The sequence below is a fragment of the Aureibaculum algae genome, assembly GCF_006065315.1.
Classification (GTDB): domain Bacteria; phylum Bacteroidota; class Bacteroidia; order Flavobacteriales; family Flavobacteriaceae; genus Aureibaculum; species Aureibaculum algae.
On sequence record NZ_CP040749.1, the window covers coordinates 2,596,795 to 2,618,737 of the forward strand.

Annotated in this window: 19 protein-coding genes; 8 read left to right on the forward strand and 11 right to left on the reverse strand. The window is 31.5% G+C overall.

Features of this window, described 5'->3' with window-relative positions; translation table 11 throughout:
- Positions 1–50: 50 nt before the first annotated feature.
- Both FF125_RS10790 and FF125_RS10795 read left to right on the forward strand, forming a co-directional pair.
- Complete coding sequence (locus tag FF125_RS10790; RefSeq protein ID WP_138949776.1) at positions 51–3,053, forward strand: WD40/YVTN/BNR-like repeat-containing protein; 3,003 nt, start codon at positions 51–53, stop codon at positions 3,051–3,053.
- On the forward strand, positions 3,053–4,333 hold the full coding sequence (locus FF125_RS10795; protein WP_250629561.1) for an aminotransferase class V-fold PLP-dependent enzyme: 1,281 nt from the start codon (positions 3,053–3,055) through the stop codon (positions 4,331–4,333). Before FF125_RS10790 ends, FF125_RS10795 begins: the two co-directional genes overlap by 1 nt.
- Before the next feature lie 99 nt (positions 4,334–4,432).
- Here FF125_RS10795 and FF125_RS10800 read toward each other — a convergent pair whose 3' ends face one another.
- The 4 genes from FF125_RS10800 to FF125_RS10815 all read right to left on the reverse strand — a co-directional run bounded on the left by FF125_RS10800 (position 4,433) and on the right by FF125_RS10815 (position 7,786).
- Positions 4,433–5,770 carry a hypothetical protein gene (locus tag FF125_RS10800; RefSeq protein ID WP_138949777.1) on the reverse strand — a complete coding sequence of 446 codons (1,338 nt, stop codon included), beginning with the start codon at positions 5,768–5,770 and terminating at the stop codon, positions 4,433–4,435.
- 203 nt (positions 5,771–5,973) lie between these two features.
- Positions 5,974–6,618: a response regulator transcription factor gene (locus FF125_RS10805; RefSeq protein ID WP_138949778.1), complete on the reverse strand. Its 645-nt coding sequence runs from the start codon at positions 6,616–6,618 to the stop codon at positions 5,974–5,976.
- A gap of 68 nt (positions 6,619–6,686) precedes the next feature.
- Positions 6,687–7,376: a hypothetical protein gene (locus FF125_RS10810; RefSeq protein WP_138949779.1), complete on the reverse strand. Its 690-nt coding sequence runs from the start codon at positions 7,374–7,376 to the stop codon at positions 6,687–6,689.
- Between the two features lie 56 nt (positions 7,377–7,432).
- A complete protein-coding gene (locus FF125_RS10815) occupies positions 7,433–7,786 on the reverse strand; it encodes a hypothetical protein (RefSeq protein WP_138949780.1) in 354 nt (117 codons plus the stop codon).
- Between the two features lie 179 nt (positions 7,787–7,965).
- On the opposite strand from FF125_RS10815, the gene FF125_RS10820 reads away from it, so the two are divergent.
- The gene (locus FF125_RS10820; protein ID WP_138949781.1) at positions 7,966–9,966 is read left to right on the forward strand and encodes a tetratricopeptide repeat-containing sensor histidine kinase; all 2,001 of its coding nucleotides are present in this window, start codon (positions 7,966–7,968) and stop codon (positions 9,964–9,966) included.
- 6 nt (positions 9,967–9,972) lie between these two features.
- Here FF125_RS10820 and FF125_RS10825 read toward each other — a convergent pair whose 3' ends face one another.
- The 5 genes from FF125_RS10825 to FF125_RS10845 form a co-directional block, all read right to left on the reverse strand.
- Positions 9,973–10,902, reverse strand: a complete 930-nt coding sequence (locus FF125_RS10825) for a hypothetical protein (RefSeq protein WP_138949782.1) — start codon at positions 10,900–10,902, stop codon at positions 9,973–9,975.
- Positions 10,877–11,488 (reverse strand): hypothetical protein, encoded by a 612-nt coding sequence (locus FF125_RS10830; RefSeq protein WP_138949783.1) that lies wholly within the window; start codon positions 11,486–11,488, stop codon positions 10,877–10,879. The genes FF125_RS10825 and FF125_RS10830 overlap by 26 nt, the downstream gene beginning before the upstream one ends.
- 47 nt (positions 11,489–11,535) lie before the next feature.
- A complete protein-coding gene (locus FF125_RS10835) occupies positions 11,536–11,964 on the reverse strand; it encodes a hypothetical protein (RefSeq protein WP_175418911.1) in 429 nt (142 codons plus the stop codon).
- A 183-nt stretch (positions 11,965–12,147) separates the two neighbouring features.
- On the reverse strand, positions 12,148–12,693 hold the full coding sequence (locus FF125_RS10840) for a hypothetical protein (protein WP_138949785.1): 546 nt from the start codon (positions 12,691–12,693) through the stop codon (positions 12,148–12,150).
- A gap of 172 nt (positions 12,694–12,865) precedes the next feature.
- The gene (locus tag FF125_RS10845) at positions 12,866–13,684 is read right to left on the reverse strand and encodes a DUF1853 family protein (RefSeq protein ID WP_138949786.1); all 819 of its coding nucleotides are present in this window, start codon (positions 13,682–13,684) and stop codon (positions 12,866–12,868) included.
- A 231-nt stretch (positions 13,685–13,915) separates the two neighbouring features.
- On the opposite strand from FF125_RS10845, the gene FF125_RS10850 reads away from it, so the two are divergent.
- The 4 genes from FF125_RS10850 to FF125_RS10865 all read left to right on the forward strand — a co-directional run bounded on the left by FF125_RS10850 (position 13,916) and on the right by FF125_RS10865 (position 18,488).
- The gene (locus FF125_RS10850) at positions 13,916–15,358 is read left to right on the forward strand and encodes a circularly permuted type 2 ATP-grasp protein (protein WP_138949787.1); all 1,443 of its coding nucleotides are present in this window, start codon (positions 13,916–13,918) and stop codon (positions 15,356–15,358) included.
- 18 nt (positions 15,359–15,376) lie between these two features.
- Positions 15,377–16,303: an alpha-E domain-containing protein gene (locus FF125_RS10855; RefSeq protein ID WP_138949788.1), complete on the forward strand. Its 927-nt coding sequence runs from the start codon at positions 15,377–15,379 to the stop codon at positions 16,301–16,303.
- Between the two features lie 8 nt (positions 16,304–16,311).
- Positions 16,312–17,268, forward strand: coding sequence for a transglutaminase family protein (locus FF125_RS10860; protein WP_138949789.1), 957 nt, complete (start codon positions 16,312–16,314; stop codon positions 17,266–17,268).
- Positions 17,269–17,444: 176 nt separating this feature from the next.
- Positions 17,445–18,488, forward strand: a complete 1,044-nt coding sequence (locus FF125_RS10865) for a zinc-binding metallopeptidase family protein (RefSeq protein WP_138949790.1) — start codon at positions 17,445–17,447, stop codon at positions 18,486–18,488.
- 115 nt (positions 18,489–18,603) lie between these two features.
- Here FF125_RS10865 and FF125_RS10870 read toward each other — a convergent pair whose 3' ends face one another.
- The gene (locus FF125_RS10870) at positions 18,604–19,524 is read right to left on the reverse strand and encodes a glutaminase (RefSeq protein WP_138949791.1); all 921 of its coding nucleotides are present in this window, start codon (positions 19,522–19,524) and stop codon (positions 18,604–18,606) included.
- A gap of 221 nt (positions 19,525–19,745) precedes the next feature.
- Here FF125_RS10870 and FF125_RS10875 point away from each other — a divergent pair, with 221 nt between their 5' ends.
- Positions 19,746–20,366 carry a MarC family protein gene (locus tag FF125_RS10875; RefSeq protein ID WP_138949792.1) on the forward strand — a complete coding sequence of 207 codons (621 nt, stop codon included), beginning with the start codon at positions 19,746–19,748 and terminating at the stop codon, positions 20,364–20,366.
- Positions 20,367–20,472: 106 nt separating this feature from the next.
- Here FF125_RS10875 and FF125_RS10880 read toward each other — a convergent pair whose 3' ends face one another.
- Positions 20,473–21,906: a right-handed parallel beta-helix repeat-containing protein gene (locus FF125_RS10880; RefSeq protein ID WP_138949793.1), complete on the reverse strand. Its 1,434-nt coding sequence runs from the start codon at positions 21,904–21,906 to the stop codon at positions 20,473–20,475.
- Positions 21,907–21,943: the final 37 nt, after the last annotated feature.

Consider the following 21,943-nt stretch of genomic DNA (forward strand, 5'->3'; position numbering starts at 1 on the left):
AACATTTATTTTTTGTTAACTTTGAAAGCTAACCAACCTTTTATTAAGCCATGCAAAATAGATTTCATTTCTTATTTTTCTTTTTATTAATTCTACCTCTATCACTTACAGCACAAGATTTTAATTCTTTAGAATATCGTACTGTTGGTCCCGAAAGAGGAGGGCGTGTTACTACGGTAACAGGAACTGCACATTTCCCAGGTACATTTTACTTAGGAGCATCTGGTGGTGGTGTATGGAAAACGGAAGATTATGGTATATCATGGAATAATATTTCTGATGGTTTTTTTAATACCCCATCAATTGGAGCTATAGAAGTTGCAACAAATGACCCTAATATAATATATGTGGGTACCGGTTCTGATGGTTTACGAAGTAATGTAATTTCTGGAAAAGGAGTTTACAAATCAATTGATGCAGGAAAAACCTGGGAACACATCGGTCTAAAAGATACAGGGCAAATAGGTGCTATAGAAATAGATCCTACAGATAATAATACCGTTTGGGTGGCTGCCATCGGAAATGCTTTTGGGGCCAATACTGAACGTGGTATTTATAAAACAACTAATGGTGGTAAAGATTGGGATAAGGTTTTGTATATATCTGATAAAGTTGGTTTTTCTGATTTAGAATTACTTCCAGGAAATCCGAATATTGTTTATGCTGCTGCATGGAAAGCAGAACGGAAGCCTTGGACCATTATTTCTGGTGGTAAAGCCAATGAAGGTGGAATATACAAATCTATAAATGGTGGTAAAGATTGGGTCAAGCTGGAAGATGGATTGCCAAAAGACTTAATTGGTAAAATTGATTTGGCAGTATCGCCTGTAGAATCAAGTATTTTATACGCTATTATTGAAGCTCCTGAAAAGGAGGGAGGTTTGTACAAATCGGAAAATCAAGGAAAATCATTTACACATATTTCCAATAATAAAGGTCTGGTAAATCGTCCATTTTATTATATAAATGTTGAGTTAGACCCTACAAATCCAGATATCGTTTATTCAAATGCAAATCCACTATTAAAGTCAATTGATGGTGGTAAATCATGGGAACGAATGAGCGTTCCTCATGGTGACAATCATGATATTTGGATAAATCCTAATAATCCAAATTTACTAATACAATGTAATGATGGTGGGGCTAATGTTTCTCATAATGGAGGAAAAACATGGTCAACACAATTTAATCAACCTACAGCAGAGTTATATCAAGTAGAAGTAGATGATCAATATCCATATTGGTTATATGCAGGTATGCAAGATAATTCATCTACCATTGCAGTACCTAGTTTTCCGCCAAGTGGTATTCAAAATCCGGGTACGGGTTGGATAATAAATACAGGTGGTTGTGAAACAGGTCCTGGTGTACCTAAACCAGGAAATCATAATATCGTATATGCCAATTGCAAAGGACGCTTTAGTGTATTTGATAAACGCACAGGTACTGAAAAAAGTTACTATGTGGGAGCATCAAATATTTATGGTCATAATCCCAAAGATTTAAAATACAGGTTTCAACGTGTAGCTCCAATTCATGTATCACCACACAACCCAGATATAGTTTATCACGGATCTCAATATTTGCATAAAACGAGTAATGACGGACTCAATTGGGAAACTATTTCTCCTGATTTAACGGCTTTTGAAGCCGATAAACAAGTTATTTCTGGAAGTCCCATTACTAGAGACATTACAGGTGAAGAATATTACAGTACGTTATATTCTATTCGTGAATCGAAGCTAAAAGAAGGTGTCATATGGACAGGTTCAAATGACGGTGTAATTTCTGTTACTCAGGATGGAGGTAAAACATGGAAAAATGTTACCCCTAAAAAGATGCCAAAAGGTGGACGCGTAGAATCCGTTGAACCTTCTCAATTCAATCCTGCAAAGGCATATATAGCTGTTGATAGACATTTAATAGGTGATGCTAAACCTTATTTGTATAAAACAGACAATTATGGAAAAAGTTGGGAATTACTATCTACTGAAGCAAACGGTATTCCTACTGATTATACAACTCGTGTTTTAAGAGAGGATCCTTTACGGGAAGGTTTGTTGTATGCTGGAACAGAATTTGGGGTTTTTATTTCCTTCAACGATGGCCAAAAATGGATTAAATTTCAACAGAATTTACCAGTTACACCAATTACCGATATAAAGATTTTTAGAGGTGATTTAATTCTAAGTACTTTGGGGCGTGGCTTTTGGATTTTAGATAATGTTACCCCTTTAAGAGAACAAGCGATGAATACTTTAGCAGAAACTCTACATGTTTTTAAACCTGATAATACCATACGTTATCGTTATCCAAAAGTAAGTAGCAGAGCTTTTCCTAATTATCCAAGAACCAGTGTAATTATTGATTATTTTATTCCGAAAGGAAATAAAGACGGTGTGCAATTAGAGATTTTTAATGATAAAAATGAATCCGTAGTTACTATTGTAAATGATAAAAAACAACTTAAATCTGAAGTAAAGCTCGTGGAAGATATGAACTTAAGTCATACTTTTCGATATGTAGATACCAAACTAGAAGATAAACCAGGTTTAAATCGTTTTCATTGGGATCTTTCATCAAAGGGACCTTGGACAAAAAACGAAAAGAGAAGATATAAAAATGGTCCAATGGTCGCTCCTGGATCATATATGGTGAAACTAACGGTGGGAACGAAAACATTTACACAGCCTTTTGACATTGTAATGGACCCAAGAGTTGAAGAAACGGGTTTAACTAAAAATGATATTCAGACACAAATTAAAATGCAAAATAAAATAATTGACTTGTTATCTGAAGCAAATCAATTACAATCTAAATTAGAAAAAGAAGTTATCGCTGCGAAAGGAGAAAAATTAGATAAACTAAAGGCCATTTTAAAACAATTAAAGAATGATGAGGGTGCTTATCCTCAACAAATGTTAGTCTCTCAAATTTCGTATGTGTTATACATGATAAGTGGTGCTGACCAATTACCTGGACAAGAAGCTACAAATAGATATGAGGAGTTGAAGAAACAATTTAATACACTTAAAACAGAAGCTGGATACTAATGAATGATAATAACAACCATCGTAGGAAATTCATAAAAACGATTTCAACAGCCATGGCCGGCTTTGCTGTTGCTCCTGCTTTTGCCTCCACTAACTTAAAAAAAGGTAACCATAGTATCAGTGATCTATCTCCAGCAAATGATGATTCAGAAGCCTATTGGGAAAAAGTAAAACAAGAATTTATATTTGTTGATGGACTCAAATATTTCAATAATGCATCCTTAGGTTCTTCACCCGTTTTAGTACAACGAGCCACAAGAAATTTTAGAGAAACTTTAGATAGTTTTCCCTCTAAATATATGTGGGGTGGTTGGGACGAAGAAAAAGAAAAAACGCGTAAAGCCGTGGCTGACTTCTTTTCGGTTTCTAATGAGGAAATTGCCCTTATACATAATACCACAGAAGGCATGAATCTTATTGCCCGAAGTATGGACTTAAAAAAAGGAGATGAAGTTATTCTTATTGATCATGAACATACGAGTGGTACCATACCTTGGGAAGTATGGCAAGAAACAAAAGGTGTAAAATTAGTGAGGCCTAATGTGCCCATTCTTCCAAAAAATAAAGAAGAAATTATTGAAATTTATAAAAAAGCAATTACGTCAAAAACTAAGGTGATTTCAATGTGTCATATGGTTAATACGAATGGTATGATATTACCAGTAAAAGAAGTTTCTGAAATGGCTCATAAAAAGGGCATTCTAGTAGCTGTTGATGGGGCTCAAGCAGCGGGTATGTTTCGTATTGACTTACATGATTTGGGTTGCGATTTTTATACTGTAAGTTCTCATAAATGGTTGTTCTCACCAAAAGGCGTTGGTATTTTTTATTCAAAAAAAGAGAGTCAACAGTATCTAAAACCTTTAATGGTCTGTAAAGGATATAAGGATGAGACTATAAGACGTTTAGAGAATTACAATACACGTAACTTACCTGAAGTTTTAGGTTTAGGTGCGAGCATCAATTTTTTAAATGCCATTGGTTTAGAGAAAATCCATAACAGAACTTATGAACTAAAAAAGTACTTTAGAAACAAAGTAGCAGGGAATCCTAATTTAAAATTAAAAACCCCTGCTGACGATAACCTTTCCGCAGCCATTCAAGTAGTTGAAGTTATTGGTAAACCTGTTTCTCGTGTAAAAACGAGATTAATTGACCAATATGGTATTGATTGCCGTCCTATGAGCTCCTTTGGTTTAAATGCAGTACGTCTCTCTTTTGCTATTTACATCACCAAAAAAGATATTGATTATTTGGTAAGTGCTTTAGAAAGTATATAGCAATGAACTTAATAACATACTTTTTTTTTTGAAAAGCAACCACATTTCTGACTTATATATTCTAAAAATTAAATACAAATTAAACACACTTCTTGAAATTTATTTGGCAACATATGTTGGAATATTACACCCCATTCCTTGCCAAGGAAATTTTCCTGCGGGCAATGCTTCATCAATAGTTATTAATGGGAGAAAAATTTCAGCATCCATAGCTACTGCACCACCTTGTACATTTAACCCTAGCATGCTTCTTAATTGATTGGCCCCTGAATTTGATACCGTAACAGCTGCATCAACTTCAGCTCTACTAATTTCTTTTCTATTTCCATAGATGTTTGCCCATCGTTCTGCCACTGAAATTTTAATCATCATGCTCTGGTTGCCATCGCTATTCGGATCTATATGCATGGCTTCATCCAAAATATCGGCTACTGCCATTTTATCATTTATCTCTTTATAATCATATTTTCCATTTCCTGTAAATAGATTATTTATCATAGTAAGTTTGGCCCCTTTATTATATATACCACCCATATGTCCAAAACCTAGAGTATTATTTTCAACTGTTGCTATTAAATTTTGATCAAAAGCAAGAGCGTCTCCTCCGTAAGAGGCTATTGCATCATGTTTCCAAGAAAAAAGACTAGTGTTATGTTTAATTTTGAAAACCGGAAGTTTAGTAGCATCTGTTCCCATGTATCCCGTTCTAGCATGAATACCATATCCTGTATTATTGATCGTAAAGTTGTTTTGAATAACTCCCTTACCACCTTCAAAAACTCTTACAGATATGGCACCTTCAGTAGGTGCAGTATTCATTACAACACAATTTAAAACCGCAATATTTGTATATTTACTTCCAACGATTACAATGCCTCCTGATTCTGGTGATGGATTTTTTCCAGTTTTCGGATTCGCCATTCTACGTATTGCTAAATTTTTATCGGTATGATATCTATTTCTCGGGCCATTATCTATGATAATACCATCTACAATAATTTCTGACCCCATAGATTTTTGACCATTACTTTCTCGTTGTTGGTCTGTTCTTATATAAATTCTAGGAGTAGTCAGTTTCATATACTCGTTGGTGCCCGTAAAAATGCTTTTATGTTCACCCCAAGGATCTCTTTTAGAGAATGTAGCATTGTAACCTCCATAGATTTTCACAGGAACATTTATTTCGTCAGAGCCTCTGGCACCTTTACTCAAGTAAACGCCTTCAGCAATATGAATGCGGTCGTTAGCTTTTAAATGATGTAAAATATTTCCTAAATCTTTTGCAGGACGTTCTTTTGTTCCTAATTGACCTGAGCCTGTATTTTTACTTACGTACCAGTCTCTTCCTTCATTAGAGAAAACTTGAGATGTATTTTGCGAAAAGGTAACGTTAAACACAGTGAATAGCGTAATAATTAATAAAATTTGATTTTTCATTTGTATAAGTTTATAGGTTAACAAGAGTAACTAACAACGACAACCAAAATATGGCTCAACCATATTCTAGATTTATAAAAGTATTGTGATGTTGTCTATTTATAATTGCAATATACCCTACAATTATGTTGGTAGTATCTAAGAATTCAGTGACAATAAAAAAGTCTATGAATTCATATAGGTTTTAGATATTGGTTAAAAAGTTATTTGTTGAGTTCATATTCAAGAGCAACACGTACTAAACCAGCAGTGTTTCTAGTTCCTGTTTTAATCAACATATTTCTTCGATGGGTTTCAACTGTACCAAAACCGATAAAGAGTTTTTCGGCAATTTCGTGGGTAGTATGTTCATCAAGAATCAGTTTTAATACATCTTTTTCTCGATTAGATAATTTTGGAAAAAGACTACTGGTATTCGGTTTCTTCTTTGAATTCCCCATTTTGTTTAACACAATTTCGTTAGAGGCCTTATCCAAATACATTTTACCTTTAGAAACGGTTTTTATAGACTCTACAAGTTCAGCTTTTCCTGCATTTTTTAAAACATAACCTTTTGCACCATTGCCAAGCATCATTTTGATCAAACTACTCTCTTTATGCATTGTAATTGCAATAATATTTACTGTTGGAAGAATTTTTACAATTTCCTTACACGCATCTATTCCATTCATACCTGGCATATTAATATCTAAAAGTATTACATCAGGATGTATACTAGGAAGTTTTTCAATAGCATCTTCAGCATTAAGTGCATGACCAATAACTTCTATTTCAGATTCATTTTGTAACAACAATTTAAACCCCTCAATAACCATTTGGTGATCGTCAATAATAAAAACATTAATCATAAAATAGTTTAGTTTAAAGATGTTTAACTCAATGTGATATCATAATTTGTTTAAAAATACTATTTTTTTTAATAAAGATCCAATTGATATCCTGCAATATAATCTACATCGACTTCTTTTGAAGTAGTAATGAAGTAATTTCGATAATAACCGTCTTCAAAAGTCAAAAAACCCTTGAATTTATATTGTTGCTCTTCTTTGGTATTAAACACACCTACTTCTGTAGCTTTATAACTCACTAAATTACCATGTTTGTCTGTTAGGTTTTTCATAAATTGCTTTAAACCTCTTGCTAAAGTTTCTGTTCTATATTTAGGTTTTACATTTTTAGAAATAAGCTCATAATTTTCTTTTTTAAGGTTTTCTGAAAAATCAATAAATATTTCATTTTGATCCAAAAGGTTAATTAAAGTTTTGGAATTATATTTATACACAGATGGTTTGTTTGAGCTAGAATTTACCAATTCTACACCAATTTGATTATAAGCATCTTTTTCTTCTTGAGAAAAACTATCAAACAATAGCATTGCTATAGTAGCAGTTGATAAATCTTGTCGTAACGTGTCTAACATAAAACTATTAGAAATAGTTATGTCGAACGATTTTATAGTCTCTTGACCTAATGCTGTATTAATACTTTTTGAAAACGATGCATTTCCACCAAAATGAGAGACCACTTTATCAAGTCCTTTTTGTTGGTTTTCAGAAGCACAAGAAAAACAAATTACTAGTGCTATTAAGAATCCGTATTTTTTCATGATTTTATAGTTTTTTATTATTATCACTGTTAGTAATTAAAGTAGTTACGATTCGCTTAATTACTTTGTCCATAAGTGTCTCTTATGAAATCTGCAACTTCTTGTTCTAATGCTCTAAATTCTTTCTTTTTTTTGTGCCAAATAATTCCGTAAAAAATAAAACCACCTACAAAAGTTAAAAATAACAGTAGTACAAAAACTACAAACATCCAAGACTTCATAATATTCAAATTGCTCATAACTTTGAGTTCATTTTTTTTATGAAAAATGATAACCATAGATGAACCATTAATTACATTAAGAGCTTTTTTGTTTAAGAATGCATACTTTACCTTATAATTTGGGAATTGAACACTTAGACTTTCTTTAATTTCTGAAATGTTTGTTTGAGATGCTATTGTAAGTTCCATAATTGTGATTATTTAAATTCAATTGCAAATTAGATGGATTGCACACTTTAACTATCATTTAATTCATATAGCATAAAAAAATCTATGAATTCATAGATTTTTTGGTTCTAATTTTAAAATAGAGGATATTTTATTTAAAAAGCAGTATTTTTCATATCGATTCAAAATAATCATTCATTATGTCTTTTAATAAGAGCCTCCCATCTACTTCAAAAGTTGTAGTAATTATTTTAATATGTTTGTTCGCAATATCCAGTCTTTGTGCACAAAACAAAATAGATAAAGCTTTTGATTCTATTATAACTAGTAAAATATTGACTAAGAAAAAGGTGATGAACTTACTCACTTTTGCAGGTAGAAATCGATATGTTCCAGCTACCAAAAAATTTATCATTAAAGCTTTAGAAATTTCTGGAAAAGAAGATGAGCATAAAAAATTATTGTTAGCAAATTCATATTATGCTTTAGGCAATTATCACTTTTTTCATTCTCAAATTGATTCTAGCCTTGTAGCCCTTGATTTAGCAGATGAAAATCTTAGTGAAAACGATTTGGTTTTAAAAGCTACAATAATGACGACTAGAGGTGGCATATACAATAAAGTAGGGGATGTGTCCTTGGCAATTACCACACAATTAAATGCGAAACAAATTTTAGAAAAAGTAGACACACTAACGTTAGATTTTAAAGAAAGAATTAAAAGACGAGGAAATATATCTACCATAACTAATAGTTTAGCGAATTTATACCTTAAAATAGATGATTATGATAACGCATTAATTAATTATGAAAATGCTTTTAAACTTACAAAAGCTCTAAAAAACAAGCCCAACGCAGCAATAATTCTAAGTAATAAAGGAGAGCTTTTAAATAAAATGAAAAAATTTGAAGAAGCCTTAAAGGTTTCTAAACAAGCAAAACAATTAAAAATAGAGGCGAAATTACCAGAAAGGTTTATTGCAATTTCTAACTTTCATATTGGTGTGGCCTACAAAAATTTAGACAGTACAGCTCTTGCATTATCCTATTTTAATCAAGTTTTAACTCAAAGCAGAGAAAAAAACTACAAACGAGGTGAAATGATGGCATTGTCTGAAAGAGGCTTAATAAATTTTGAATTAAATAAAATAAAAGAGGCTAAAGAAGATTGTACCATAGCCCTCGAAATTGCAGAAAAAACAAATGATAATGATATTAAAATAAAATCGTGCGACTGTCTGTACAAAGTTGAAAATAGCTTAGGAAACCATAAAGCTGCCTTACAAAAATATGAACGCTTTACACAACTCAAAGACTCTGTTTTTAACGAAAAAAATATTCGAAATATTACCAAAATTGGGATGCAATATGAGTTTGATAAAAAAGAGGCTCAACAAAAATTAATTATCGAAGAAAAGAATAGGCAAAGAAATAGATTAATATCAAGCTTCATTGTTCTTTCGGTCATCGCATTGTTAATTGTAATCTTTTATAGAAAAAGACTTAAATACCAGCGTAAAATTACCGAACAGGAGCAAACCCTTAAGAATCAGGAAATAGTAAAACTGCAACAAGAGAACCGTATAACGGCCATAAATAGTATGATTGATGGCCAAGAAAAAGAAAGAGCTAGAATTGCTAATGATTTACATGATGGGCTGGGAGGGCTTCTTAGTTCTGTAAAGTCCCATTTTTTAGCAACACAAGAAGATAAAACTGAAAACAAGCCAACAATAAAGAAAACGGAACTTTTAATTGATCAAGCATGTAATGAAGTTCGAAGAATATCTCACAATATGATGCCGCATGCATTAGTAATTTCAGGATTGAAAGATGGAATAAAAGATATTACCGAACGCTTAGAAATTGAAAATTATGACGTAACCTTAGAAATAAACCAATTGCCAAAACTAGATGCTACTCAAGAAGTTATGGTATATAGATTAATTCAAGAAATTGTAGCCAATATAAAAAGGCATGCTGATGCTAAATCAATATTTATTCAGCTGTATGCACATCTTACTACGGTGCATTTAATGGTTGAAGATGATGGTAAAGGTTTTGACCTTTCAAAAATAAAAGACAAAAAAGGACTCGGCTTACAAAGTATTGAAAGTAGAGTTGCTTATTTAAATGGTGTCATAGATTGGGATACTGCTGTAGGAAAAGGCACCACTATAAATATTAATTTCCCTACTTAAAAAGTGTTATTTTAAAGCTTTAGTAAGTAAATTAGGATATTTATTTGGGATATGTTTAGTTGCTTCAAAATTATAATAAGCCGTTAGGTTTAGAATAATCATAATAGCGGAAAAGAAATACAAATTTAAAACTAATGCAATTCCAAGATGCATTGCTATTATGCCGATTAACCAATACTTTTTGAGTATCTCTATATTAATTAGAAAGTAACACATTTCTAGGATAATAACAGACCAGCCCATACCAATCATAATCCATTGGTAATTAACCAACCATTCTAAATTGATATTAAAATCTAAATTAGAATATGGCAAGGTCAAGGTTTTCCAGATTGACTCACCATTTCTCCAATTATGCCCTAATAATTTATCAAATCCAGAAAAAAAATAAGAAATAACCATAAATACTTGTAGATAAACGCGGATTCGCTGAAAATTAAGCTTATTTCTTGCTTTTTTTATGAGTCTCTTAAAAATTAATGAATCTAATGACTTACTGATATTAGATGGTAGAAAACAAAGGAAAAACAAACAAATACTTGTAAAGTAATCAACACCATAATTAAAAAACACATTGGTCTTAACTAATAATAAATGTAGTAAAAGGAGTAAAATGGCACTTGGTTGTGTTAAAAAACCAAGTAATAAAAATAGCACTGTTATTCCGAATAAAAAGGTGAATAGAGCCCAAACAAAAGCAGGGTCCAAATTCGTAATTTTTAAAAATCTATAGAGACTAATGTCAGAACTTGGAACATATATGTCAGTTACCTTATTTGGAATTAATGCTTCTTCACCAAACAAGTATGGAATATCTTGATAAATAGAAATAAAATGTATACCAATAAATAATGCAACTGCCGTTCTAAAAAAAACTAAATAATCATCTTGATGTTCTAAACTAAATTTATTACTTAAGGTGTTTCCAAGCATCATCTTTGGTATATTTTTGAGATTTTATTAAAGTATAAATTGGTATCATTTCTGGATCTTCATCTAATTGACCTAATAAAGGATGGTGATAGAGGTAAACTTTGGAGTGCACATATTTCCCTTTTTCTTCGTCAAGTAATACGCGAAGAGCTAATCCTTTTAAGAAAATATTACATTTTTTTAACCTTAAAGAATCTTTGTTATCATTAAAGTATTCTTCAAACATTAGATATGCACTTTTAATCCTAGTAAGGCTCTCTTTTCTTTTAAAGTTTGGAAAATTACTCGTTTTTATAAGAGTACTGTCTTCTGAATATACCTTAAACTCCGTAATATATTCGCTGGCTACGTTTGGTGCAAAAAAGCCAAAACCTGTTTCTAAACCAGTATAAGACAAGAATATTGAAATGGGTTCTTTTTCAATAAATAGGGCCGCATTGAATAAATTATTTTTGATTAAAATTGAATCAGCCTTATCAGCTTTGTAAAATTGAGTATACGATTTTATTGTGCCTCTTGTATTGACGGATATAGTTAATATAAAAATAACAAAAAAAACAAAAGTATAGAAAGTATTTAGGTACTTCATAATAAAACTTTAAAAGGCATTATTATTTTTTAATAATGCCTTTAGGTTTAATTAAATTCATTCATCACTTTATCAATGTGGCTTTGAGCATTTCTTACCCCCTCCATTTTAAACTCTTTATCACGCCATATCGTTTTGGATACTAAATCTTTATGAATATTATCATGTATAGCTGCAGTTTTAGTCGATTTATGTACTACCGCAGTCTCTTTCCAGCCTTTAACTCCTTCAAGCTTAGAAAGATCAATCACTTTACCATTTAGGTCAATTTCATTTACCTTATTTGTAAGTACCGTACTTTCTTTCCAGCCTTTAAACTCACCTAACTGAGATATTAAATCCTTTAGGTTAGTATCAAGGTTTTTGACCTGATAATTTCCATCTCTGAGTTTTACTACTGTTCCTTTCTGTGTTTCATTAAAAGAAACTAGGGTTAATGATAAGACAGCTCCTATCATAAAAATAACTTTTTTCATATTAATCTATTTAATATTTAACGCATCAGATTTTTTATAAGGGGTCTCTGATACTTGCAATATGCCATGCAATTCCCTAATACAATTTCATAAATTTTCTATTTTTTACAGTATAAAAGTGGCAAGTCCTAATAACATGATTTACCGGGAGATACGGGTTTGAGGAAGTCCGAGCGATAAAACTTATTTCGCGTTTATACGGTACTTAAACTTATTAGCTACTGATTTATTGAGCATGGCCACAGTGATTACTTTGCCTTTAACACCTGTTAATGTAAACACTTTATTTTTTCCATTTCTATTATTTGGAAACATGTAGGTTTTTATAGTTCTAGTAACTCCGTCTTTTCCATGTGAACAGATTACAACACCAGTTTCAGCCCTACCATCATACTTATTTATGGTTATTTTCATCGTATTATTAAATGAAGGAGGTGTTACAAAGGTCCTTTTGGTTTGGCCCGTGATACTGCCTGTTTCATTACCACCATCAACTTCCAAGTAACGAGGACCAATTGTAGATGAGCGATTACCGGCAATATAGTTCCATGCTCTTTTTACTTTATCAACTTTACTTTTAAACGGTATTAAAGAAATATTTGGCTTCCATGTACCAAATTTTTCCCATGTTCTTTTCGCCATCTTCGTTCCTTGATTACAACTTTGAGCTTCTACATTAAATGCTAAAACAAGACTAAACACTAAACTTAAAATAATAGATTTTTTCATTTTTAATATATTTTTAAATTAGAACTGCAAAGTATAAACAGTCTAACTTTAAAACATCTATCAATTCAAATAGTCAAAAAAAATCTATGAATTCTGTTGGTATTAATTTGCGTAATCAATATAATGTACAAACCATCTAGATGGTACTATTGGTTTGAATTAAAACATAGTTCTAACTCCACCAAACCACAAAAAACTTTTCAAAAGTACCATTTGGTCGTTTCAACCAACAAAGTGGGGCCTTTTTCTCATGGATAAGTGTATTTATTTGTCCGGAAAAAGAATCAAAATTCAGCCAAGTTACCTGCGTTTGAATCGCCATAAGCCAATTCAATTTTGAAGGTATATAAAATTTACAGTCCGTAAACTTACCTATTTCTGATAGGTGAATATAAAATCCAGCCAAACAGTGCCTATTTAAAAGTTTAAATTCTGGAATTTCTGAAGTATAGGGAACAAATAATTGAGCTTTAAAGTAAACAAATTGTTTTATATCTACGGCATTGAGTTTTAAATCTTCCAAAATAGGTTTTGTGTGTTCAGAATAGAGTAGTGGTAGTTGTTTTTCCTTTAATTTGGTTAGTTTTTTAACCAAGGTATCATTTCTATTAGGTCCTATCCAATGTTCAATTTCAGTTGTACCCACACATTCATCAAATAAATAGAATTTGTAAATTACTTCCAAATGTATGGGGGTATCATCTTGTTTTAAGATACAATCCAATTCGCCAACTGTTCTTTTCCCATCTTGAATTTGCATATTTTCCAAGAGTATTTCAATCGTATCATTTTGCTTTAATTCATTACCCACAAAACGTTCCACACGTTTACCTAATCTTAAATTTACAGGAAGTACTTCGTTAAAAATGGTATCATCCATTTTAGAAAATTCAAATTGTTCCAATCCCAAAACAGTATCCTTCAACCACAGTTGTGGCGTATGTATACAACCTTGATATTGATTTTGGACGTCTTTTGTTTTAATATTCATTACAAAACAATTCTTTTACAACTTCATAGAGCCAAAATACTAATTATAATAAGGAGCCAAACTAAAATTTTGTTGAATTTAGAAAATATTGATCCTTATTTATAAAATTGTGCAAAATATTTTCAAGTTTAAATATAATTCAACAAATTACCTACATTGATGCGTATATTTTAAACAATTTTGATTTATGTTAAAAATATAACATTATATTTACAAGACAAGTTAAAGAATATGAAAAACGAAAAACAGTTTTCTTCTTATGATCTCGTAGCCAATACATGGGATGAAATGTATAAAAATAACACAGAGATACGGGCTCAATACAAAATAATCAATACTTATTTAAAAAGTGTCTCTAAAGAAATATTAGATAAAAAGGAAGAACTATCAAAGCAATTGTTTATGAGTCAAGGGGTAACCTTTACTGTGTATAGTGATAATGAAGGTATTGAGAAAATATTTCCTTTCGATATTGTGCCAAGAGTAATATTGGCATCAGAATGGGATAAAATAGACAAAGGCATAAAACAGCGTTTAAAAGCACTCAATTTATTTATAAAAGACATTTATCACGATCAATTTATAATAAAAGATGGAATTATTCCTGCTGGATTAATCTATGATTGTCCAAATTATTTACGTGAAATGATGGGCGTAAACGTCCCTCATGATATATATGTTCATATTGCCGGAGTAGATTTAATACGAAATAATGATGGTGAATTTTATGTATTAGAAGATAATTTAAGAACGCCTTCAGGGGTTAGCTACATGCTTGAGAATAGAGAAATTTCAAAACGGATTTTTCCTGGAATTTTACCTAAAAATAATATTCGATCCGTAGCAAATTATCCTGATTTATTATATAAAAAATTAAAGGAGATCTCAGATCAGAACGATCCAAATATCGTACTATTGACTCCTGGAATTTATAATTCAGCCTATTACGAGCATACCACCTTAGCTAGGTTGATGGGAATAGAATTGGTTGAAGGAAGAGATTTGTTGGTAAAAGACCATCATGTCTATATGAAAACAACCAATGGATTAAAAAGAGTAGATGTTATATATAGACGTGTTGATGATGAATTTTTAGACCCATTAGAGTTTAATGCAAGTAGCACTTTAGGAGTGGCTGGTATTATGGCCGTCTATAGAAAAGGAAATGTTGCCATAGTAAATGCTCCTGGTACCGGTGTTGCTGACGATAAAGCTATTTATGTCTATGTTCCTGCCATGATAAAATACTATTTAAATGAAGAACCTCTTTTAAAAAATATAGAAACTTATCAATTGGCTAATCCTGAGGAATATAAACACGTAAAGAATAATATTAAAACCATGGTCATTAAAAAAACAGATGGTAGTGGTGGTTATGGAATGCTAATGGGTCATGAAGCAGATGATGAAGAAATAAAAGATTATTTTAATACCGTTGATAAAAATCCTGCTGGTTTTATTGCACAACCTATTCTAAGACTTTCTACAGCACCTTGCAGTATTGATGGGCAACTGACACCTCGTTGCGTTGATTTAAGGCCTTTTGCACTAAATGGAGTAGATGGAGTTGATATTACACCAGGTGGACTAACCAGAGTGGCATTGAAAAAGGGATCTTTGGTTGTAAATAGCTCACAAGGTGGTGGTAGTAAAGACACTTGGGTAATTGAATAATTTAATACATAGAAAAACATGTTAAGTAGAGTAGCAAATAACCTGATTTGGTTAGATAGATATATGGAAAGAGGTTATGGTATTTTAAGTTTACTTAAAGTAAATTTTTATGCCAATCAAGATTCTCCAGAATTATTTTCTTGGACACCAATCATTCACAATTATGATGTTGATGGCACCAACTTTAGTACAGAAGATGCTATTGAATGTATTGAACATATGGTATTTAATACAAATAATAGTAATTCTATTTTAAATATAGTTACCAAGGCTAGAGAAAATGCAAGAAGTGTTCAAGAGCATATTTCCAGAGAGATGTGGTTAAGTATTAATGATTATTATCTGTTTTTAATAGACAAAAACTTACCTAAAAAATTACAAGAAGAAGATCCATTGGAATTTTTGGACAATCTAAAATTTTTTCATCTAAATTATTATGCCAACATGGAAATTACCCAAGGAAGGGGGGCGTCTTATTATTTTCTAAATGTTGGTCGTTATTTAGAACGTGTTATTTTAATTTCAGAATTTACTGCTTTAAAACTAATGGAAATCAGTAAAACCACTGATAAATTAGAACAAAGTTTCTACTGGAAAAACCTTTTATTAAGTATAGGTGGCTACAGACATTATTTAAAAACACATAAATCTTCATTCGAGCAAGAAAATATCATCACCATGATTTTTCAAGATGAATTGTTTCCTAAATCTGTATATTATTGCATTAACAAACTCAATAAACATATCAATAGTCTCATTCAAAGTAACGAATTGGAAAAAAATAATTTAGAATTTTTACTAGGAAAGCTTGAAAGTACAATAAAATACACTACTATTGAGAGTATTAACGCCCAAGGTCTTGATAATTTTATTAAAGATATTAAGGAGGATATAAAAAACATTTCATTAACGGTAAATACCGTTTATTTTTCACAAGTTAACTAAGTAAAGTTATGCCGACATTTTATATTAAGCATCTCACTAAATACAGTTACAGCCATGCTGTTATTGATGGTGCCAATCAGATTAAACTTTATCCAGTTGCTAATGAATTTCAAGAGATTATATCGCAAAAACTTACCATAAGCAATAAACCAAGTATAGCTACTTATTTAGATTTTTACAACAACTTGGTAGGTACATTTATGGTTACAGAACCCCATAATTTTCTTTCTATCGTTTCCGAAATTGAGGTTAAAAAAACGACCAAATTATTTCCTGATGAAAATGTAGATGTAAAATTGCAATGGGAAGCCTTAAAAGACTTGAAGAATAAACCAGAATTTATAGATTTTTTAAAGTACATTACTTTTGATGGTACGCCTGAAATTTCTGAAATGATAAATTCTAAAGATTTTACAAGTATTTCACCTTATAAAATGGTCATGGATTTCTGTGAATATATTTATTCCAATTTCAAATATATACAGGGAATTACGCATGTAAATTCTAAATTAGATGAAGTTTGGCAAATGAAAGCAGGAGTTTGTCAAGATTTTACTTATATCTTATTACAAATGGTACGGATGTTAGGAATTCCAGCCCGATATGTTAGTGGTTATATTTGCCCTAGTGATGATGCCTCAAGAGGTGAAGGAGCGACACATGCTTGGATAGAAGCCTATATTCCCAATTATGGATGGTTAGGTGTTGATCCAACAAACAATTTAATTGCTAATTTGTACCATGTAAAACTAGCAGTAGGACGTAGCTATAAAGATTGTGCACCTGTAAAAGGTGTTTTCAAAGGGAACGTAGAAGAAGATTTGTTTGTAAAAGTAAAAGTGAGTACCGTAAAAAGTAATATTGATACTATTGAATTTCCATATAGTGATGCTCCTATTATTGACAAGAATAGCTATCGTCATAATTTGGCGTTAATACAACAGGAGCAACAGCAACAACAATAATACCTACATTTTCTATTAATTATAAATTTTCTTCAACTATAGAATCTTTCTATATAAACTTCATTAATGAGTGTAATCTCAATAATGAAATGATATAATTATATAAATCAATTATCAATTGAAATGGTATAAGCCAATATCAATCATTTACTTACTTTTGCAATTATTATAACACTATGAAAATATTTCAATGTGGTCATTGTGATCATGCATTATATTTCGAAAACTATACTTGTGAAAATTGTGGACATTTATCAGGTTTTAGAGATACAGATCGTAAAATGCTTACCTTTAATCCTCATGGAGATGTCCTTATTTCAGATAGAGAACAAATAGAATATAAATATTGTAAGAATAACGAATATGAGGTTTGTAATTGGTTAATTGAAAAGAATGATCCAAATGACTATTGCAGTGCTTGTCAATTAAACAGAACCATACCCAATCTTTCCGACAAAGAAAATTTTGAAAAATGGCAACATTTAGAAGTCGCTAAGCATCGTTTGATTTATCAACTTCAGAAAATTGGGTTAATCTTAATTAGCAAAGAAGATAATGAAGCGGGATTCTGTTTTGATTTTATAGCACAACAAAACAATCCAAATCTCATGACAGGGCATGCCAATGGTGTAATCACCATCCTTTTACGGGAAGCAGACTCTGTATTGAGAGAGCAAATGCGAAAGCAATTATTTGAACCCTATCGAACCTTACTTGGCCATCTTAGACATGAAGTTGGACACTATTTTTGGGACAGATTGGTACATAGTAACGAGAAAGTATTGACAGGTTTTAGAGCCATTTTCGGAAATGAACAATTGGACTATGGAGAGGCTTTACAGAATTATTATAAAGACGGTGCTCCTAAAAATTGGCAAAAGACATTTATAAGTAAATATGCTACATCGCATCCTTGGGAAGATTGGGCAGAAACTTGGGCACATTATTTACATGTTATGGAGATGGTAGAAACTGCTTATTTTTTTGGAATTAATGTGAAGCCAATTGGTAAGAAAAAGAAGTTGAAAGCTAAGGTTACATTCGATCCCTATACCATTGAAAATTTTGATGTTATCATTCGAACTTGCGTTCCATTGTCATTTGCAGTCAACAGTATTAACAGAGCTATGGGCGTTCCAGATATGTATCCTTTTAAAATTTCACCTGGAGTGGTTGATAAAATGAAATTCATTCACCAATTATTGTTACCCAAACGATAAGGACATTCTTTTAAGTATTTAATGATTTAATTCAATTGAAGGAAACCGTCAATTCGAAAGCCATACTTTTTATCGTGATGTATCCAGAAGCGGTTTCTACACAAAGCATAGTATATTAAAATATACTCAGTTCCGAGTGGGTTGTAACTTCTTCGAGTAATTTCATTCCTCTAAATGAGTTTCCATTTGGGTTTAATTTTGGACTCCAAACGGCAATAGTATAGTTATGCGGATATAATGCCACAATTCCGCCACCAACACCACTTTTTCCAGGTAACCCAACTTTAAAGGCAAACTCTCCAGACTCATCATAAAATCCACAAGTAAGCATAAGAGCATTAATACGTTTGGACTGACTATTGGTTATTATTTTTTCTCCATTTGATAATTTACGACCACCATTGGCTAAAAACGAAAAAGTATAAGAGAGTTGCTGACAGTTCATTTCTAGAGAACACATATCAAAATAAAAATCAAGCACTACAGCAGGATCATTTTTAATATTTCCAAATGATTTTATAAAATTACAGAGTGCGACATTTCTATAACCCGTTGCTTTTTCTGAATCTGCAATCTTGTCTGAATAGGAGAGCGTGGGTAAATCACTTAAATTTCTTACAAATGCTAAAAAATCTTTAGGTGCATTATCTAGATGTGTGATCAATATGTCGCAAATAACAATAGCTCCTGAATTAATAAAAGGATTACGAGGAATCCCCTTATAACTTTCTAATAATAAAAGGGAGTCAAATTTAGTTCCAGATGGTTCAACATCTATACGGTTCCAAACTTTTTCGCCTATCGTTTTTATAGCCAAAGTAAGTGATAATACCTTCGCAATACTTTGAATTGAAAATTTCTCTTTATAATTTCCAATTCCAAAATCAGTACCATCATTTTTGGTCATATGAACGCCAAACATTGATGGATCTACATTAGCTAACTCCGGTATATAGGTCGCTATTTTGCCTTCATCTTTAAGAGATTTTGCAAGGTTGTATCCATTTTCAATAATACTTTTATAATTTGATGCCATCTTTTTTATAATTGAAATATATTTTAGCCAAGGTAATTTTTATTTACGATCAAAAAGAGAAACTCAAATGTTATTAACTACATTAACCAATTAATAGTACACTTTAATTTTAGCACAATATTATCTTTCTCCATCCATATCAAAGAAAATAGCTAAATTTGCTTTTTTTTAATACCATTTCTTTACATCAGTTAATTACTGAAAATTAATAAAATCTATCAATGGATAACCTGCTTACTTTTGCAATTACCGTATTTACTGGTTTTTTTGCTATTGCAAATCCGATTACAAATATGACGATTTTTTTAACATTGACTGAAGGTGCTGATAAACAAACAAAGCGTAGTATAAATAAAAGAGCCACTTTTATTGCTTTTATTATTGTCACTGTCTTTGTACTATTGGGAACTTTTATTTTTGAAATGTTTCAAATCAGTATTCCAGCATTTAAAATTGCTGGGGGTATTTTAGTATTTTTTGTAGGATTTGAGATGTTACAGTCCAAAAAATCTAATGTAAAACATATTAAGGATGTTCATATTGATGAAAATATTGCCGTTTCCCCTCTAGCTATACCTATTATCTCTGGACCAGGTACAATTGTAACTGCAATGAATTTTAGTTCAAATGCAAGTAATATTAAAACGCTAATAGTTATTTTAATGTTCGGTTTACTTTGCTTCTTAACCTTTCTAACCTTTCGAGTAAGCGACCTTGTAGTTAGGAAAATAGGTAATAATGTAATTTCAGTTATTGGGAAGATAATGGGATTGATTATATCTATAATCGGAACAGGTATGGTTATACAAGGAATAAAGATTTCCTTTAATTTAGCATTATAAGTAAGCAGATTGTTATAATTATAAGCTCCCTTTAGATCTATTAGATGGATTGTATTATCTGAATGAATAAACTTTATAATTCTTATTACAATTACAACTTTTTAGGCTACCAACCATCTAGTACACATTGCATGGTATAAGGCTCGGTTTCACTTAAAGGAAGTGCTTCCAAATCATCTCCTAAATAATTACCGCTTGCAAAACCTCTAGCATTTTTAAAACGATAAGACCAACAGTATCTAAGATTTGTATGTTCTTCAGAATAGGTAACGAGGTTATCGACTAAGATGACATTGTCAAAATCAGAAAACGCTAAAAAGTATCCTAGAAATTGGTTGCGTCTTACATCGGCATCAGAACTCTTATACATATACATTCCACAATTATTCATTACATTATCATGTACAAATGTTGCTCTATTATGACCTTTATCGCCTCCACTTGAGTATTGAATATAACCTAAACGTCCGTTAGCAGAACCATTGATCATGGTAACTGAATTTCTTGCAATAATGTTATGTGTTTTATGCCAACTAACAATAGGTCCATCTGTATATTTACTATCCTCACCTTGTTCCATTACATTATCTAGAATATAGACATTTTCACCCGTTGCATTAACAATATCTCCACCGGCATTATGGTGGAAAAAATTATCTTGTATCAATATATCTTCATCGATACGACCTGGCCCTTCAATATCAATACCAAATTGTGGAGAAGTACCATTAATATGATGGATTTCATTATCTCTAATTTCAACACGAACACCTCCAACAATTGAAATACCTTGACGTCTATTATTATAAATAGTATTATTAATAAAAGTAACATCATTCGAGTCTAATAATAAAGAGCCATCGCCTGTTAGACTATGCAATTCCATATTTTGTATGAGCACATTATTATTGCCTTTCAAACAAATACCATGTCCTTCATCATGTGCCGTTTTACCATCTTCTCGAGCGGTAAAAACATGTGTGTCACGGTCCCCTTTTATTACACCATCACGTACAATAATATTATCACCATTTAAACTTAAAACACAGTAATTCCATTTATTATTTGCATGTATTGATAATACAGCACCTTCACTAAAAACGAATTCAGTATTACCATGAACTTCAATACCACCATAGTAAATATCATTTACATCTTCACCTACTAAATATTCACCAGAAGGCAATATAACGCGACTATACCCTTCGTCATGTGCCCAATCAATAGCTGCTTGTAAATTAGTGGTGGTTTTGGAAAAATCAGTATTTGTATTCGGAATATCCCATCGTTCTAACTCTATAATATATTCTTTATTTCCTGTTATGATGGGCAATTGTGCACTAAAAAGTCGAACAGGTAAACCGTCATCATCTAAATTTTCAACATCTGCTCCATACACAGCATCAGTATCGGTAGTAATATCAGTGTCAGAATCACCGAGCCCCTCAATATCAACATCATCACCAGGAAAATTGGTTTCACTACAAGAGGTATTGAAGATACAAATTAAAAATAAAACGGCATACGAAAGGCTTTTCATGAGTGTTTTTTAAAATCAAGTTTAGTAGAAATTAAGC

Bases quoted from the DNA above. Each gene is read 5' to 3' on its own strand.
- FF125_RS10790 (WP_138949776.1), top strand. From the start codon at position 51: ATGCAAAATAGATTTCATTTCTTATTTTTCTTTTTATTAATTCTACCT.
- FF125_RS10795 (WP_250629561.1), top strand. From the start codon at position 3,053: ATGAATGATAATAACAACCATCGTAGGAAATTCATAAAAACGATTTCA.
- FF125_RS10800 (WP_138949777.1), bottom strand. From the start codon at position 5,770: ATGAAAAATCAAATTTTATTAATTATTACGCTATTCACTGTGTTTAAC.
- FF125_RS10805 (WP_138949778.1), bottom strand. From the start codon at position 6,618: ATGATTAATGTTTTTATTATTGACGATCACCAAATGGTTATTGAGGGG.
- FF125_RS10810 (WP_138949779.1), bottom strand. From the start codon at position 7,376: ATGAAAAAATACGGATTCTTAATAGCACTAGTAATTTGTTTTTCTTGT.
- FF125_RS10815 (WP_138949780.1), bottom strand. From the start codon at position 7,786: ATGGAACTTACAATAGCATCTCAAACAAACATTTCAGAAATTAAAGAA.
- FF125_RS10820 (WP_138949781.1), top strand. From the start codon at position 7,966: ATGTCTTTTAATAAGAGCCTCCCATCTACTTCAAAAGTTGTAGTAATT.
- FF125_RS10825 (WP_138949782.1), bottom strand. From the start codon at position 10,902: ATGATGCTTGGAAACACCTTAAGTAATAAATTTAGTTTAGAACATCAA.
- FF125_RS10830 (WP_138949783.1), bottom strand. From the start codon at position 11,488: ATGAAGTACCTAAATACTTTCTATACTTTTGTTTTTTTTGTTATTTTT.
- FF125_RS10835 (WP_175418911.1), bottom strand. From the start codon at position 11,964: ATGAAAAAAGTTATTTTTATGATAGGAGCTGTCTTATCATTAACCCTA.
- FF125_RS10840 (WP_138949785.1), bottom strand. From the start codon at position 12,693: ATGAAAAAATCTATTATTTTAAGTTTAGTGTTTAGTCTTGTTTTAGCA.
- FF125_RS10845 (WP_138949786.1), bottom strand. From the start codon at position 13,684: ATGAATATTAAAACAAAAGACGTCCAAAATCAATATCAAGGTTGTATA.
- FF125_RS10850 (WP_138949787.1), top strand. From the start codon at position 13,916: ATGAAAAACGAAAAACAGTTTTCTTCTTATGATCTCGTAGCCAATACA.
- FF125_RS10855 (WP_138949788.1), top strand. From the start codon at position 15,377: ATGTTAAGTAGAGTAGCAAATAACCTGATTTGGTTAGATAGATATATG.
- FF125_RS10860 (WP_138949789.1), top strand. From the start codon at position 16,312: ATGCCGACATTTTATATTAAGCATCTCACTAAATACAGTTACAGCCAT.
- FF125_RS10865 (WP_138949790.1), top strand. From the start codon at position 17,445: ATGAAAATATTTCAATGTGGTCATTGTGATCATGCATTATATTTCGAA.
- FF125_RS10870 (WP_138949791.1), bottom strand. From the start codon at position 19,524: ATGGCATCAAATTATAAAAGTATTATTGAAAATGGATACAACCTTGCA.
- FF125_RS10875 (WP_138949792.1), top strand. From the start codon at position 19,746: ATGGATAACCTGCTTACTTTTGCAATTACCGTATTTACTGGTTTTTTT.
- FF125_RS10880 (WP_138949793.1), bottom strand. From the start codon at position 21,906: ATGAAAAGCCTTTCGTATGCCGTTTTATTTTTAATTTGTATCTTCAAT.